The 16,012-nt window shown below is 65.1% G+C and carries 14 protein-coding genes; 7 read left to right on the top strand and 7 right to left on the bottom strand.

Annotated elements, in window-relative coordinates; all coding sequences use genetic code 11:
* Window positions 1–24 precede the first annotated feature (24 nt).
* Genes BT264_RS15600 through BT264_RS15585 form a run of 4 tightly spaced genes read right to left on the bottom strand, consistent with a single transcriptional unit; the run spans window position 25 to window position 5,721 of the window.
* Entirely contained in the window at window positions 25–1,302 is a 1,278-nt protein-coding gene (locus tag BT264_RS15600; protein WP_072437691.1) for an MFS transporter, read from the bottom strand.
* 29 nt (window positions 1,303–1,331) lie between these two features.
* Complete coding sequence (locus BT264_RS15595; RefSeq protein WP_072437692.1) at window positions 1,332–4,151, bottom strand: molybdopterin-dependent oxidoreductase; 2,820 nt, start codon at window positions 4,149–4,151, stop codon at window positions 1,332–1,334.
* Window positions 4,132–4,986, bottom strand: coding sequence for an FAD binding domain-containing protein (locus BT264_RS15590; RefSeq protein WP_072437693.1), 855 nt, complete (start codon window positions 4,984–4,986; stop codon window positions 4,132–4,134). Before BT264_RS15590 ends, BT264_RS15595 begins: the two co-directional genes overlap by 20 nt.
* A gap of 57 nt (window positions 4,987–5,043) precedes the next feature.
* Complete coding sequence (locus BT264_RS15585; protein ID WP_072437694.1) at window positions 5,044–5,721, bottom strand: TetR/AcrR family transcriptional regulator; 678 nt, start codon at window positions 5,719–5,721, stop codon at window positions 5,044–5,046.
* A gap of 332 nt (window positions 5,722–6,053) precedes the next feature.
* Here BT264_RS15585 and BT264_RS15580 point away from each other — a divergent pair, with 332 nt between their 5' ends.
* From BT264_RS15580 to BT264_RS15570, 3 genes are all read left to right on the top strand, one after another.
* The gene (locus BT264_RS15580; RefSeq protein ID WP_072437695.1) at window positions 6,054–7,442 is read left to right on the top strand and encodes a sensor histidine kinase; all 1,389 of its coding nucleotides are present in this window, start codon (window positions 6,054–6,056) and stop codon (window positions 7,440–7,442) included.
* A gap of 336 nt (window positions 7,443–7,778) precedes the next feature.
* Window positions 7,779–8,168 (top strand): BON domain-containing protein, encoded by a 390-nt coding sequence (locus tag BT264_RS15575; protein WP_072437696.1) that lies wholly within the window; start codon window positions 7,779–7,781, stop codon window positions 8,166–8,168.
* 98 nt (window positions 8,169–8,266) lie between these two features.
* Window positions 8,267–8,713, top strand: coding sequence for a DUF3331 domain-containing protein (locus BT264_RS15570; protein ID WP_072437697.1), 447 nt, complete (start codon window positions 8,267–8,269; stop codon window positions 8,711–8,713).
* A gap of 49 nt (window positions 8,714–8,762) precedes the next feature.
* Here BT264_RS15570 and BT264_RS15565 read toward each other — a convergent pair whose 3' ends face one another.
* The 3 genes from BT264_RS15565 to BT264_RS15555 all read right to left on the bottom strand — a co-directional run bounded on the left by BT264_RS15565 (window position 8,763) and on the right by BT264_RS15555 (window position 10,697).
* Complete coding sequence (locus tag BT264_RS15565; protein ID WP_072437698.1) at window positions 8,763–9,194, bottom strand: universal stress protein; 432 nt, start codon at window positions 9,192–9,194, stop codon at window positions 8,763–8,765.
* 163 nt (window positions 9,195–9,357) lie between these two features.
* Window positions 9,358–9,906, bottom strand: coding sequence for an RNA polymerase sigma factor (locus tag BT264_RS15560; RefSeq protein WP_072437699.1), 549 nt, complete (start codon window positions 9,904–9,906; stop codon window positions 9,358–9,360).
* A 554-nt stretch (window positions 9,907–10,460) separates the two neighbouring features.
* Entirely contained in the window at window positions 10,461–10,697 is a 237-nt protein-coding gene (locus BT264_RS15555; protein ID WP_072437700.1) for a DUF4148 domain-containing protein, read from the bottom strand.
* Between the two features lie 596 nt (window positions 10,698–11,293).
* Between BT264_RS15555 and BT264_RS15550 the strand changes: the two genes are divergently transcribed.
* The 4 genes from BT264_RS15550 (at window position 11,294) to BT264_RS15535 (ending at window position 15,961) form a co-directional block, all read left to right on the top strand.
* Window positions 11,294–13,516, top strand: a complete 2,223-nt coding sequence (locus BT264_RS15550) for an ATP-binding protein (protein ID WP_072437701.1) — start codon at window positions 11,294–11,296, stop codon at window positions 13,514–13,516.
* A gap of 55 nt (window positions 13,517–13,571) precedes the next feature.
* On the top strand, window positions 13,572–14,240 hold the full coding sequence (locus tag BT264_RS15545) for a response regulator transcription factor (RefSeq protein WP_072437702.1): 669 nt from the start codon (window positions 13,572–13,574) through the stop codon (window positions 14,238–14,240).
* Between the two features lie 133 nt (window positions 14,241–14,373).
* Window positions 14,374–14,757, top strand: coding sequence for a response regulator transcription factor (locus BT264_RS15540; protein ID WP_072437703.1), 384 nt, complete (start codon window positions 14,374–14,376; stop codon window positions 14,755–14,757).
* Window positions 14,758–14,893: 136 nt separating this feature from the next.
* Entirely contained in the window at window positions 14,894–15,961 is a 1,068-nt protein-coding gene (locus BT264_RS15535; protein WP_072437704.1) for a sensor histidine kinase, read from the top strand.
* Window positions 15,962–16,012 lie beyond the last annotated feature (51 nt).

The raw sequence follows: 16,012 nt of genomic DNA, 5'->3' as shown, positions 1-16,012 counted from the left end.
GCGCGCGTTTTCGACGATGAACATTCAAAGCGATTGGGCCTTGGTCTCCGGCAACAGGAGAACCGCGAGCAGCACCACGCCATAGGCCGCCCCTGAAAAGATTGCGATGGCCATCGCCAGCCCGATCGAGTGGCTCAACATCCCGACCAGGCTTGGAAACAGGGCACCGATTCCGCGGCCGAAGTTATAGGTAAAGCTCTGTGCATTCGCGCGGAAGCCCGACGGAAACAATTCCGTCAGGTACGCGCCGACCCCGCTGAAGATGCCGCACGAGGAAAAGCCCAGCGGAAACCCGAGCCAGAGCATCTGCGCGTTGGATAGCGGAAGCGTCAGGTACAGGCACACCGATACGAGCGACAGCGCCGAAAACAGCATGAAGTTGCGCCGCCGCCCCCAATAGTCGGAAAGGTATGCGCCGACGACGTAGCCGCAAAACGACCCCACTATGATCACGAACAGATACGCGCCCGTGTCGAGCACGGAGAGATGTCGCTCGATCTTGAGAAAGGTCGGCAGCCAGATGGACATCGCATAGAAGCCACCCTGGATGCCGGTGCAGAGCAGTGCGGCCAGTACCGTGCGGCGCACCTGCGAATGGGAGAAGATAACCCATGCCGAGGGCCGGCCGGCGCCTTGTTTCCGGGTGGCGGCTGCCTGCGCGAACACGTCGGGTTCCGGCACGTGCCTGCGGACGTACAGGACGAGCAACGCGGGCAGGATCCCGACCCAGAAAAGGCTGCGCCAGGCGAGCGATTCCGGCAGCACGGAAAACGCGATACTGTAGAGAATCGCCGCGATACCCCACCCGACGGCCCAGCCGCTTTGCACCAGGCCGACCACCTTGCCGCGATGTGCGGGCGAGACGATCTCGCCGATCAGCACGGCGCCGACGGCCCATTCGCCGCCGAAGCCGAGCCCTTGCAACGCGCGCAGGACGAAGATCTGCTCGAAATTCTGCGCGAAGCCGATCGCGAGCGTACAGACCGAGAACCATAGGATGGTCCCTTGCAGGACCTTGACCCGCCCGTATCGATCCGCCAGGATGCCGGCAATCCATCCGCCGATCGACGAGAAAATCAGCGTCACGGTGCCCAGCAGGCCTGCCTTGCCGCGATCGAGCCCCCAGAGGTCGATCAGCGAAGCCAGAACGAAGCTGAACACCATGAAATCGAACGCATCGGTCACCCAGCCGGCGAACGACGCGTTGAACGTGCGCCTTCCCGCAGGGCCGAGTTCCGCATACCAGGATGGGCGGGATACCGCGGGTTGCGACACGTGCTCGACATTTCTCGTTGACGTCATTGTTCTGTCCGGGAGTAGAAACGGCCCTGTCAAAGCCCCGCGGGCGAGCGTCGGGTCGCCAGCGCCCGACGGACGACATCCGGTGATGCGGGGGCTTCGCGGATTCGTAGGCCGATCGCATCATGAATGGCATTCAGGATGGCCGCGGCCGTCGGGACCAGCGCCGGCTCGCCGATGCCTTTTGCTCCGTAGGGGCCGACGGTCGTCGGTGCTTCGACGAAAATCGACTGCACCTCCGGCATGTCATGCACCGTCGGAATCATGTAGTCATGCAGATTGTTGTATTGCCCGGGGTGATACTTCTCCATCAGCGCCATGCCGACGCCTTGTGCCACCGCGCCCTCGATCTGCCCTTCAAGCAGTGTCGGATTGACCATTCTGCCGACGTCGTGTGCGGCCACGATCTTCAGCACCCGAACGCGCCCGCTCTCGCAGTCCACCACGACTTCCGCAATTTGCGCGCCAAACGCGTAGGCGGCGTAGGCGATGCCTTGCCCTGTCGCATCGAGCGTCGTCGTCGGCGGATCGAAGCTTTCTTCTGCCGCGACGACGTAGCCGTGTGCATCGACGGGCAGGGCCCGGAGATCCAGTGCGGCGCCGTCGATGGCGATCCCGCGCGTATCGGACGAAATCCTTGCATCGGGCGCCGCGCCTGCCAGGGCGAGCAGCCGGTGGCGCAGCGTCGTGCCGGCGAGGAACGCAGCCCGGCCGGTGACCATGGTCTGGCGTGACGCCGAGGTACGGCCGCAATCCGGCGTCAGCGCGGTGTCCGGACCGACGATCCGCAGGCAATCGACCGGTACGCCCAGCGCATCGGCCGCGATTTGCGGAATGACCGTGTTCGAGCCCTGGCCGGCATCCACCGCGCCCTGGTGCAACACGATCGTGCCGTCGGGTCGAATACCGAAGCGGACCGTCGACGGATTCGGCAGCGCGGTGTTGCCGCAACCATAGAAGAACGCGGCCACGCCGACGCCATGGCGAAGGTGGCCCGGCGACGCGCCATTCAGCGCGGCGACACGGGCTTGCGCTTCACGCCATGCCGGCCGCAGCGCATCGAGGCACGCGACGAGGCCCACGCTATCGTCCAGGACTTGCCCCGTCGGCAGCAGGTCTCCCGGCCGCAGCGCGTTCATTGCACGAAACTCGAGCGGATCGATGCCCGCCTTGAGCGCCAGCTCGTCGACGAGTTGTTCCTGCGACATCGTCGTTTGCGGTACGCCAAAGCCGCGGAACGCGCCCGCGGGCGTGACGTGCGTATGAATCGCGCGCGAGTGCGCCGTATAGTGGGGAATGACGTACGGGCCGCCGGCATGCACCGGTACGCGATTGGCAACGGCGGTGCCCCAGGAAGCGAACGCGCCGGTATTGAAGTCGCCGTCGAACGTCACGGCACACAGTCGGCCATCGGCATCCGCGGCCATGCTGGACGTCATTCGGCCGGGATGGCGCTTGGTCGACGTGGCCATCGATTCCTCGCGCGACAACACCATCGCAACGGGCCTGTCGAGATGCCAGGCCGCGATCGCCAGCAACGGCTGGACCGTCATGTCGAGCTTGCCGCCGAAGCCGCCGCCGACCGCGGTCGCCACGACGCGCACCTGCTCCGGCGCGACGGCGAGAATGCGGGCGAGATCGCCGCGATGCGGATGGGGCGCCTGCGTGGACGAATGGATCTCGATGGTGTCGCCCACGCGTCGCGCCCAGCCGGCCTCGGGCTCGAGGTACGCATGCTCGACGAAACTGGATTCGAACGTCGCGCTCACGACATAAGGGGCGCCCTGTATCGCGCGTTCCGCGTCGCCGCGGCGCACGAGCCCCTCGATCAGCACATTGCCGGGACGATCGGCGTGCAGTTGCGGACTGTCGTCCAGCACGGCGTCGGCGATCGCGAGCACCGGTGTCTGCGGTTCCCATGTGACGGGAAAGCGGCTCAGGTCGAGCGCCGCGATTGCGTCGCGCTCGCCGACCACCAGCGCAACCGCCTCGAGATGGTGTCGTGTTTCCGTTTCCGGAAGGACGGGCTGGTCGGCGTACGGTGTCGCGACGCCGTGCAGATTCATGCCGGGCACGTCGACGTGGGTCAACACACGACGCACGCCCGGATGGGCTGCGACAAATGCGTCGAGGTCGCCGAACGCGAAGCGAGCGCGGTGATGCGGACAGCGGACCGCGCGCAGGAACAGGCTGTCGGCCGGATAGTCGTCAGCACCGAAACGCTGGCTGCCATCGACTTTTTCGGGCCCGTCGAGGCGCGTCAGCGGTACGCCGACGGACGGCCCGTCGGACGGGGCAACCGTACAGTGCCGCGCGGCGGTGCCGCACCCGACCTCGGTCACGGCGTCGACGATCTTCCGGTAGCCCGTGCAGCGGCACAGCACGCCATCGATGGCGGCCCGCGCGCTCGCGCGGTCGGTCACGCGGTTGGCGTCGATTGCCGCCGCCGCTGCCGTCAGCATGCCCGGTATGCAAAATCCGCATTGCACCGCCTGATGCGCGAGGAAGGTTTGCTGCAGGCGGCTGCCGCATCGGGTGCCGTCGGCCAGCCCTTCGACGGTGACGACGCGGCGTCCCGCGACTTGCCCCAACGGAATCAGGCAGGCATAACGCGCATCGCCATCGACGATCACGGTGCAGCTTCCGCAGTCGCCCTGGCGGCAACCCTCCTTGGTCCCGAACTGCCGCAAGTCCGCGCGCAGGTAGTCGACCAGCCGCTGCGACTGGTCCGCCGGCAGGCGCAGCCGCGTGCCGTTGAGTTCGAACCAGTCGAGTGGCGGCGAAACCGGCGCGCTGCCGCTGGCGGTGGTTTCGCGAACGTCGGCAAGCTCGTCAAGCAGTGGATGCGCCACGTGCGTTCTCCTCGATGCAGCCTCTGAAAGCGCGCGCCACAGCCAGCCGCGCGAGATGAATGCGATGCAATGCCGTCGCCCGGCAGTCGTCGAGCGGGGACAGCTCCGCGAGCGGCGCCGCTTCGATCACGCCCGCCAGATCTTCGCGCCGCCGGCCCGACAGCGCCGCCTCGAGCACCGGTATCCGCCGCGCAACGTCGGATGCGCCACCGACGGCAACGGCGGCCGCCTCTACCGTACCGTGCACGGACACGCGCAGATGCGCGGCGGCCGAAACGACGGCGATCGCTGCGCCGTCGCGATTCGTGCATTTGACGAACGATGTCCGATCCTGCGCGCGCGGTAGCGCAAACAGGATGGCAACCAGCAGTTCGTCCGCGTGCAGCGCGGTCCGGCGGCTGCCCGGCAAGAACTCGGCCAATGGCAAACGGCGCACGCCCCGTGTGCTCGCCAGCTCGACGCAAGCGTCGAGTGCCAGCAGCGGCGGGATGCCGTCCGCCACCGGAGAGGCATGGCACACGTTCCCGCCGATGCTGCCCTGGACGCGAATTTGCCGGGGCCCGACGGAAGCTGCCGCTTCCGTGAGCGCCACGGGCAACCAGGCAGTCCGGGCGATGGCTTCCCAGGTGCTCGCAGCGCCGATACGGGCTACACCGTCGCGCTGCTCGATGCCGCGCAATGAGGCGATGCGGCTGATGTCCACCCATGCAGACCTGGCGGGCACCAGCCCGATATCCGCGAAGGCGTCGGTTGCTCCGCAGACGATGCGCGGCCGCGGATGCTCCGCAAGCCTGCCGAGCACTTCGTCGATGGTGTTGGCGCGAAGATAGTTCATCGCAAGAGTGCGTGCATCTTCATGGTTACGATGGTGGACATTGGTACCGGCACGCGCTCAGTCGCCGGCCGACGCATCCTTGCGGACAACCCGCAGCACGCTGTCGATCACGAACGACTCCCAGTGGCGCACGGCATTCGGCGCATCCAGTTCCTCCCCGAGGAACACGGACAACGTGTGGCGGTTCGACGTATAAAAATACGCTGTCGAGATGATCAGCAGGAAAACGTCGCGCGCATTCAGGTCCTTGCGAAACAGGCCTTGCTCGACGCCGCTTTCAAGAATCTTCGCGATGACCTGCACCGCATGCGACGAGTATTCGCCCCAGCGTTTCAGCTTGGACACGTGCTTGCCTTTGTGCAGGTTCTCCGTGTTGAGCAGCGTGATGAAATCGGGATTGCGCCAATAATAGTCCAGCTTGAAGCGGATCACCGATTTGAGCGCTTCCACGGGAACCGAAGGATCGGGTGCCATCTTGACTTCCGCTTCGTCCATCCGTCGATAGATGCCTTCGAGCACCGCGACGAACAGGCCCTCCTTGCTCCCGTAGTAGTAGTAGATCATCCGGTCATAGGACTTCGCCAGCCTGGAAATCCTTTCCACGCTGCCGCCTTCGTAGCCGTAGCGCGCGAAGACCTTGGTCGCCGCACGAAGGATCTTGTCGCGGGTTTCCTGTGCCGCTGCTTCCCGGACACCGGTTCCGCGCACAGCCTTGCTTTTTGCTGCCTGGGCCATACTGCTCCTATGGCGGCCAATAACCTGGGCATTGCCGCCTGAAAAAACTTCCAATAGCGGGTTTCCTCGACTTTCGTACAGGGAACGCTACATGAATCCCGGATTCTACGGAACTCTTTGCGCGACTGCAACAAGACATAAAAGTGTCGTGAATTCAACGGGTTATTTTTGACGTGATCCGCCGTCCAGGCATGCTGGGGAGTGAATCTTCCACCTCTCCCAGTTTTTATTTCCGAAAAGTGCTGCTACCATTCGTTTGTGGAGTACTCACTACATGAAACGCTGATTCCAGGTTGTTTGGGGCCGATGTCCGGTAAGCAGGAGATAGACGAATGAACAACGAACTCGACGATCCCTGCAGCGCTTTCGCTGCGCGGAGCATCTGGAAATCGCCCTCCGACGCGAGCGATCCTGAAATGATCCCGGTCTTCGAGGGGCGTGCGTCTCGATCGCTGCTCGATCTGGACATGCTCGCGTTGCGACACGTTTCCCAGGCGATGGCGAACGAGGTCGCGCCCGCAGCGCGCATTGGAAAATTGCTCGAGGCCGCGATGCAGGGCGCGACGGCGACCTGGGGGCTGATTGCGGTCATGCGCGACGGCGGCTGGGAGGGTGCCGCCGAGGCGACGGCATCGGCGGCGCCGAACGTCGACGTGGAACGGCTGCCGATCGACCGGCTTCCGGTCTCCATCCTGGCGACAGCCGTCCATCTGCGCAACGGACTGGTGCTGGACGATGCCCGTGCCGCCGATCAGTGGCGCATGGACGACTATGTGCGCCGTCGCAAGCCGCGCGCCGTGATCTGCGTGCCGATCCGGTGCAACGGCGCATTGACCGGCGCGCTGTATCTGGAACACGGTGACGTACCAGGCATCTTCACACCGGCGAACACCGCGTTGATCGAGATCATTGCACTGCATGCCGGGTTCGCACTGGAGAACATGCGTCTTCGCGACGAGCTTGCCGGGCTGCACGCACGCCTGAGCAGCACCGAAGCAAGGATGCACGACACGCTCTCCGAAATGGATCGCGTCGACCGGCTGAAAGCCTATGGGGAACTGGCGGCGTCGATCGTGCATGAAGTCGCCCAACCCGTCACGGCAATAGACACGTCCGCGCGCGCCGGGCTGAAGTGGCTCAACCGCAATGCCCCGGATATCGACGCCGCCCGCGAGATGCTCGCCCACATCTGTGCATGCGCCATGCGTGCGCGGACCATCATCAGCGCGCTGCGCGCAAGGGCGCGGCACGCAGCGCCCGTCTTCACAGTGTTCGATCTCACCGACGCGCTCCGCGAGGCGGCCGAAATCGTGGAAAGCACGCTGGACGCGATGAAGGTGAGCTTGCGCCTCGATGGATTCTCGTCCCCGATGCTGATGCGCGGCGAGCGCGTGCAATTTCAGCAGGCCATCATCAGCCTGCTGATGAACGGCGCGGAATCCATGCTCGGCACTCCCGAGGACGAACGAGTGCTCGTACTGGCATGCGAATCCGCTCCCGACCGCTTGCGCATTCGCGTCGACGATCGCGGCGACGGCCTCGATCCGAAGTTGGCGCAGCGCATCTTCGAACCGCTGTTCACGACCAAGCCCCATGGCATGGGCATGGGCCTGTCCATCTGCAAGTCCATCGTGGATGCGCACCATGGCCAGCTGGTGCTGATGCCTCGTTCGGAAGGCGGTACTCGGGCGACGGTGACGCTTCCGCCTTTTTCGATGTGACGCGCACGGGTTCCACGGCGAGCGGCGTGAAGCGCCGAGCGATCGGTGGGGGTTGAGAGACGGCATGTGCATTCGGTAAAGGATCGGGTGCCTATACAAACGTATGGGGCGACTTATCCGGACGCGTCATCCGGCTAGCTGCAGATTCAATGGATCGGGTCGACACGTCGCCTTATGCTCGTCTCACCGGTACGCGAATCGCATTGGCGACGGCTCGAGCGACAGTTCGTCGAGCTCGATTCGCGATGTGGCGGAAGTGCGATGCGTGTGCGTCGTGACGATGCAGATGACCGGAACGTGCGTGCTTCTCGATACCCGAAATCCAAGGAACCCATCATGAAACTCCGACAAATCGTTGCAAGCGGCGGCTTGGCCGTCGTCCTGACCACCTGCTTGCAACTGCAGGCATTTGCCGATGAACGGCCCGATACGGCGGGCGCGGATGTCGCGGCGACGTCGACCACGTCGCCCGGTACGACGAAAAAGGCCATCCGTGCAGCCAACCGCACATTCTCGCGGTCGGTCCAGAAAGTGCTGGCCCGCACCAAAGGATTGGAAGGGAAGCCGATCACGGTTTTCGGTAACGCTTCGACAGGGCGGGTGACGCTGGCAGGCCAGGTGGAAAGCGAGGATCAGGATCATCTGGCGGTCGAGGTGGCCAGAAAGGCTCGCGGAGTTACGTCGGTGAACAGCCGGATCACGCTGCGACCGCAAGGCGGAGCCTGAGCGACGAGCGGGCGCACTGCCGGGCCGGATGGCATGTATCGGTGACCTGCGTGCGTCCGCTTTCACATGACCGATCCGATTGGCTGGGAGAAGTGGCGATGGCGACACTGCCTGAAGCGGACATCGTGGTTCGCACTTTGATCAATGTCCTCGATCCTTCGCTGGAACAACGCGATGTTTGCCTGCGAGCGCAGCGCGCGCGATACAAGGCGCGACGCTTCGGCTTGCGTCGATGCGACGAACCCGATGTGCTTGCGCGGGCCGAACCGCTTTCCAGCATAGCGGTGACGGAGTGCATTTCGCTATCCATGATCAGCGTGTCGTGGAGCGACTCGTGTTCGGGGCGGTATACCGAGCAAATCTGGTGCAGGAGCCGCGCGCGCGTACCATCGGTCTGCGCGCTGACGGGGCGCGCAATACGGCGCGGCGATCCCGTGTTTCGTCCGCGTGCGAGCGATATCTGCCTGCCCTCGAACCGTCAGCGAATGATTCTTGCCGCGACCGTTCAACCATGCAGCGGCGCGTCCGCGCCCGATACGATCTAGCGGTACGCGCGAATCGATCGTGCATCCGCGGGCGTGGCATGAGCCGGGTCTAAGGCGACGGGACCGTCACGACGATCAGTGCCGCACCGTGCAGGCGCTCGGCCAGATCGAAGTGAACGGGGCGCTCTCGCCACCAGCGCGCGAACCCGCTACGGGCGCAATGTCCGACGACGATCAGGTCCGGACGGGTTGTCGCAGCATGTGCCGCGATGGCGTCCGCCGGGCGTCCGAACCGCACGTAACCGCGCGCGGCGATACCGTCGTCCGCCAGTGTGCCGACCGCCCGTTGAAGTTCGTGACGCGCGAATTCCTCGATGCGGTGGTGGGCGAGATCGCCGAGCAGTCCGGCCGCCTGTGCATTCGCGGTCACGGGGTCGACAACGGCCACGACGTCGACCTCGGCCGACAATGCCCGCGATAGCGCCGCACACCGCGCGAGTGCGGCTTTTGCTTCATCGGTCCCGTCATAGACGAGTAGCATTCTGGAAAGCGATGACATGTGTTTCGCGTTGGTTGTGGGAATGGACTCGTCCGCGGCGAGCGCCGGCATGCGTGGCGGGTGCCCGGATACTTCCGCCGCAGCGGACGCGATTGCCTACACTGAACACGCGAGGCATCCCGTTTATTCCGGCGTCATTCGAACGTCAGCCGCAGGCTTCGGTATCGACGAAATTTTCTGGCCGCATGCGTGATTCGCGGGGCTCGTCGAACGCCGTGCGAATCGCCTTGCGCGCACGGGATATCCGGCTCATGACGGTGCCGACGGGTATATCGAGCGTATCGGCTGCTTCCTGATAGCTGAACCCGTCGATGCTGACGAGCAGTAACGCGATGCGCTGGGGTTCCGGCAACCGCGCCACGGCATCGATGATCTGCCGGACGGCGAGGCCGGTTTCGGACGTGGAGCGCGGATCGGCGATCGTTTCCATCAACGCATCGTTCCAGTCGAGCAGCAGGCGGTCGCGATGATTGCGTTGGCGCAATTCATTGAGCCATATCGAATGGATGATCGAGAAAACCCAACTCAGGGGCGACGTATCGGCGCGCAGTTGATGGGCCCGCTCGAGCGCGCGAACGCAGGCACGCTGAACGAGTTCTTCTGCGTCATGCCGATTCCCGGTTATGCGCATGGAGAACGACCGAAGGCGTGGCAGCATGTCGGGAAGCATCGTTGAAAGTTCGGTTTGCTTCATTGGCTACTCGAGTCCGGCGCGGGATCCCGGCTGCACATCGCGCGACGCGTCGACGCGCAGTACGCGCGGAATGGATCCCTGGGGAAAAGAATGTCCAGATGCGGCGATTGGGCCGATTGCGTGGTTCGTTACGATCCCGCCAGCCGTGCGACGTCTGTACCGACGTATTGGAACGTCGCAACGTATCGGGCATATTTCGTCAGACGGGATGAATGCAACGCCATGTACCTGCGGCGCGTCCGGATACATGGAGAGACAATCGAAGGCGCTATACGGACGACGGTTTGCACCCTCGGCGTCGTGATTCGACAGCAGTTCCCGTCATCGACGGGCACGATTGCGCGGCACGGCGAACGTCCGGATGGAATCCAGGCCAGACGATTCGCCGGATGGACGGCCGCGCTGCAATCGAATCACTCGTCCGTCAGGCGGCCGTGCGGATTGAAATGATTGAACATTGGAACGGGACCGGGACGAGATGCAGTAGCGGTCCGGGTGCCGCGGGCGTGTGGACGTTGCACCGTCAGTACCGGGCTTGACGCGGAGGCCCGTGTTCAATGGCCGGAATACAGCTTCCTCAGTGCGTCGAGCTCGCCGCTCTGCCGCGCCCGCTCGAGTTCCTGGCGTACTTCCGTGCGCGTCCTTGCCATCGGCACCATGGCAACCGGTGCCCACTGGTTCGTGGCCTGGGCATCGTGATTTCCCGTGATCGAATCCGCGGGGGATGCCGCATGGACCGAGGCGGTCATCGCGAGCGCGGCGAACGAGAAGGTGATCTTCAATGTGTTCATGTCGGAATCCTTAAAATAGATCGATCGAAAAGTGCGTACGGCATCCGATGAAGTCGGGCGCGCGCATGAGCCGGCCGCGTGATGGTTTTTCGCCAGATTCCGTCGTGTGTGTATTGGGCGCCGGGCAGGTATCTCGCATGTGTCCGGGGCGCGGCATTTTGCAATGTCGTGTATCCATCCGTTAGCGGGATACATTCGGATACGAAATTGCCCGTCATCGCGGGGCTCGAGCCGGCTTCGACGGCCGGCGGCCCGATTCGAACGGGGGGCTCGACTGTCGGGGCCGGGCGCCGGGGGCTCGCGACGCCGGGTTGTGCTGACTCGGGGCCCGTTGTTGCGTTGGCGATTTCGGGCTGGGCTGGAATAATCTGACGGCTCGCGTGTTTTCAGTGGTGCCGGCAGAAGGTCGTTGCGATCGGCGGGGGGCGGCAACGACCGAGTGAAGTCGACGAGGGGCAGCTGCCGTGGCATGCGCTGCGGTTGCGTGTCCGACCGAACGGATAGGACCGGGTATCCCGCTCCGAGCCTGCGCGCAGGTGCCGCCGTGCCGGCGGCGTCCGAGTTCATGCCCGCCCCCGTTTCCTTACTGCATCCGCATGATCGAACTTTCGACACGACGCTTCATTGAGCTTTGCCCAGGCCCGCCGCGGCTGCAACGTGCGTTCGACGACAATGCGCGGTCCGTCCTGATCGCCGGGCACGGTGCGGCACCATCGGCCGTCACGGCAATGCAGCGCGAATATGCGTTGCGCGCGATGCTGTGCGATGGCTGGTCCGCTGTTCCGCAAGCGATCGTGTCACATGGAGGCGGGGCCGTGCTCGTACTGGCCGATCCGGGTGGGGAGCCGCTGTCCGGTGCCGGTCAACCGCAGGAAGGGCCGGCCGCGTTCCTGCGGCTCGCGATTGCGCTCGCGACGACGGTGGGTGCGATGCATGCGGCCGGTGTCGTGCATCGCGCACTCGCGCCGCATCGTTTTCTGGTGGACGACGACGGCCGTGCGTTCCTGACGGGCTTCGGCCATGCCGTCCGCACAGGAGTGATCGACCCGTTGCGCGACGCCGAGCTCGATTGGGACGACACGAATGTCGTCTACATGGCGCCCGAACTCTGCGCGGGCATGAACACATGTGGCGACGCACGGGCCGACCTCTACGCGCTCGGGTGCATTTTCTATGAGCGGCTGGTCGGGCTGCCGCCGTTTGACGCGACCGATGCCGCCGCACTCGTGCATGCGCACGCCACGCAATCGGCGCAGGCGCCTCACGAGCGTGCCCGGCACGTACCCGAGCAGATCTCGCGGATCGTCATGAAGTTGCTCGAAAAGGCCCCGGAGCAACGCTACGGCACCGCTGCGGCGCTCGTCGCTGATCTGCGGCGGTGCGAACGATGCCGTCGCCGCGGCGAGATCGCTGCGCAAGCCCATTTTCGCCATGCGCAGGGCGCCTGGCAGCGCTGGGAAGCGCTGGCCAAGGCGCGGCAACTGCCGGCTGTGCATGCCGAGGGTTTCGATGCGGAAGCGGGCAATCCCGCCGGGAATCGTTTGCACGAACTGGACGTGCGGGCGGTGCTGCGCATCTCGAACGCGCTGGCGAGCGACATCGTGCCGGCGCGCCTCGTCGAGACGCTGTTGCGCACAACGCTCGAAAGCGCCGGGGCCGAATACGGCGCGCTCGCGGTGCTGCGCGAGCGCGTCTGGCATGTGCCTGCGCGCGCGGACGCGGTCGACGGTACGATCGTCGTGACTCAGGCAGCCGAGCCTTTCACGGCGGGCGTGTTGCCCATGTCTCTCGTGCAGGCGGTTGCGCGTACGCAGGAGGGCGCGGTGATCGACGATGCGTCCGAGTCGCCGGTCCACGCCCAGGATGCGTACGTTCGGCGCAAGCGCCCCCGTTCGGTGATGTGCGTGCCGCTGATGCGTCATGCGACGCTCGTCGGCGTTCTGTACCTGGAAAACAATCTGGCGGCGCGGATGTTTACCGCGGCCAAGGCAGCCCTGGTGGAAGTGATCGCGTCGCAGGCCGCGTTCGCGCTCGAGAATGCGCGGCTCTACGAGGAACTGGTCGAGCAGAACCGTCAGCGCGCCCATGCCGAGGAACAGCTTCGAGCCGCCCTTGCCAGCCTCGAGCGCGCCAGCCGCCTGGAAGCGATGGGCGAACTCGTCGCGTCGATCGTTCATGAAGTCGGACAGCCGATTGCGGCCGTCGATACGTCGGCGAGCGCGGCGTTGCGTTGGCTGAGCCGGGAGCCGCCGGATGTCGGGGAGGCGCGGGAAATGCTCGTTCACATCAACCGGGGGGCGGCGCGAGCCAAGAGCATCATCCAGGCCTTGCGCGCGAAGGCGCGCAAGGCCGAGCCGCAGTTCGCGACGGTCGATCTCAACGAGGCCGTCCGTGAGGCAGCGGCGCTTGTCGCGCGGCAACTCGACGCGCTCGACGTCGTGTTGGAGCTGCACGTCCAGCACAGCCCCGTCTGTGTCCATGGCGACCGGATCCAGCTCCAGCAGGTCGTGATCAACCTGCTCACGAACGGTGCCGAAGCGATGGCGGGGCTCGAGACGGTACGTTGCCTGTCGCTTGCTTGCGAAGCGGACGGCGTTGACAGCGCTCGCGTGACCGTGGAGGATCTCGGCAGCGGTATTGCGCCGGATGTTGCGGACCGGCTGCTCGAACCGCTCTTTACGACCAAGGAGAACGGGATGGGCATGGGCCTCGCCATCTCGCATTCCATCGTCGATGCACACGGCGGGACGTTGACGTTGTCGACCCGCGACGGCACGGGTACGCGCGCGATCGTCATGCTGCCGCGCGCCGATCCATGACCGGGTCGTCCGCCGCCACGCGGCCATCCCTGCACATTCACCAGCGAATACTTCGATGCCCGAAACCAGAATGCCCTACCCGGATCCTTCCTCTGCGGATCGGAACGGCCGTGTCGTCTACGTCGTCGACGACGACGAGTTCATTCGTGCCGCGCTGATCAGCCTGCTGCGATCGATCGACCTGGACGTTCGCGCATTTGCGTCGACTGAGGAATTTCTCGCGGCGCCGAAGGGCGCCGGACCGTCGTGCCTCGTGCTTGACGTGAGGCTGCGCGGGCAAAGCGGGATTGCGTTCCAGAAGTCGCTGGTCGAGAACGGCGGTCCGCAGATGCCGATCATCTTCATCACGGCGCACGGCGATATCGCGATGACGGTGAAAGCAATGAAAGCCGGTGCGATGGATTTCCTGACGAAGCCGTTCCACGACCAGGAAATGATCGACGCGGTGATCGCGGCGCTCGATCGCGACGCGAAACGGCTGGAGGCCGATCATTCGCTGCTCGATCTGCGCGCGTGTTGGGAATCGCTGACGCCGCGGGAATGCGAGGTGCTGCAACACGTCGCGGCGGGCTTGATGAACAAGCAGGTCGCGGGGAACATGGGCATTGCGGAGATCACGGCCAAGATCCACCGCGGTCAGGCGATGCGCAAGATGAAGTGCCGCTCGGTCGCGGAACTGGTGCGCAAGATGAGTGCGCTCGGCATCGGGCCGCCCGCACACTAGCAGCGGCACCGTCATTGGGGGAAAGCCTACCCCATACGTAGATATGGTGACGGTGCGGCGGCGTGGCGGTATGCTGGCAACTTGGGTAGCCGTAGTCGGGACGGTCCGGTCCGTTCACTCGCCATAAGCAGGGATGCCTTTTTCACTCTCAGCCACCGATCTCGTATCGATTGTCGACGACGACCCGTTCGTGCGCGCCGCCGCGAGAAGCTTCGTGCGTTCGCTCGGCGGGGACGCGCACGAGTTTGCGTCGGGGCCGGCGTTCCTGGCGTCGGACGTGGCGTTGCGAACAGGCTGCCTGATCTGCGACATCCAGATGCCGGAGATGGATGGCCTTGAAGTGCTGGCCCGGATGGAAGCCCGCGGCCTGAACATTCCGACCATGTTCGTCACGGCATTCGCCACTGCGCGCGATCGCGAGCGCGTGCGGGCCAGCGCCGCGCTGTGCCTGCTCGAGAAGCCGATCGACGCGCAGGAGCTCGAGACGTGGCTCGCCCGCGCGCTCGGCTACGTCTGACCCGCCGCGGGTTGCGGCCACGGCAACCTAAACCTTCGTAGGGGGTGGATGGCCGCTCGTTTGATGGTGCGAGCCCCCATCTGCGTGTTTTCATCCTTCCTGTACCGTCCGCCGTGGCGGCGACAGGAGAACGAAGATGGCGAACCTCCCTACCTTATCGTGCGGAACCTTGTCCGAATTCCGCATCGCGCGTCGCATACGCAACGTCGCCCGCGCAGGGTTCCCGTATGTGCGTGAGTTCATCGTGTGGCCCGTCCGTCTTGTCCTCGCGGCTGGCGTGCTGCTCGTCGCGGAGCGCATGCATGACGCTCGTGCCATGCTGCCGAGCGCGTTGCCTCCCGTTGCCGGCGGTGGTCCGCTGCTTGCAAGCGCGGCCGGGATCCTGTTTGCGCTGGCAGCGGTGCTGTGGCTGCGTACGCGGAAGCTGGACGCGAGAATCCGGCAACTCGCCGCGGCAATCGAGAATCATGGCGTCGAGGCGCTGCCCGATGCACCGGTCGAACGCGGCGCGCCCTCGATCGCAAGGCTGACACGCGCGATCAACGATGCACATCGCCAGCACGCGGAACGCGTGACGGAATTGCTGCACGTGCTGGCCGCCTATGCGCATGATCTGCGCACGCCGTTGACGCGGATGATGCTGCGTAGCGGGATGCTGGAAGATGGCGCGTTGCGTGACGCGATGGAGCGCGATCTTGCCGAGATGGGGGAACTGGTCGAAGCGAGCCTTGCCTGCGCGCGACTTCAGTGCAGCGTGGCGGAGCCGCCGCGGCGCGTCGATGCGGACGAGTTGCTCGGTGCGCTGGTCGGCAACTATCGCGACGCGGGCCTGACCGTCGGCCTCGACGGGCGGGTGGGCCATCCGCTGGTGACCTGCCCGCACGCGCTGCGCCGCGTGCTCGTCAATCTGATCGACAATGCGCTGCGATACGGCGGCGACGTCCGCCTGTGTGTCCGGGTCGATGCCAGACGCGTGATGCTCAGCGTGGTGGATTCGGGGCCCGGTATCGTGCCGGCGGAACTGGAGGCGGTGTTCGCGCCCTGGTATCGTGCGCCGCAGACAGCGGCGCGCGCGTCGGGATCGGGGTTGGGGCTGGCGATCGCGCGCCGTCTGACGCAGGCGATGCAAGGAGAATTGCAGTTGAACAATCGCAGTACCGGAGGCCTCGAAGCGAGAGTGACGTTACCGCTCGCCGTCGCATGACGGCATGGGGGCGATGTCATTGGCGAGCGCGACGACATTGCTAAAGCGATC

This window comes from Burkholderia sp. NFPP32 (assembly GCF_900119325.1).
GTDB lineage: Bacteria > Pseudomonadota > Gammaproteobacteria > Burkholderiales > Burkholderiaceae > Burkholderia > Burkholderia pyrrocinia_C.
This window is presented reverse-complemented; position numbering and strand designations above follow the sequence as displayed.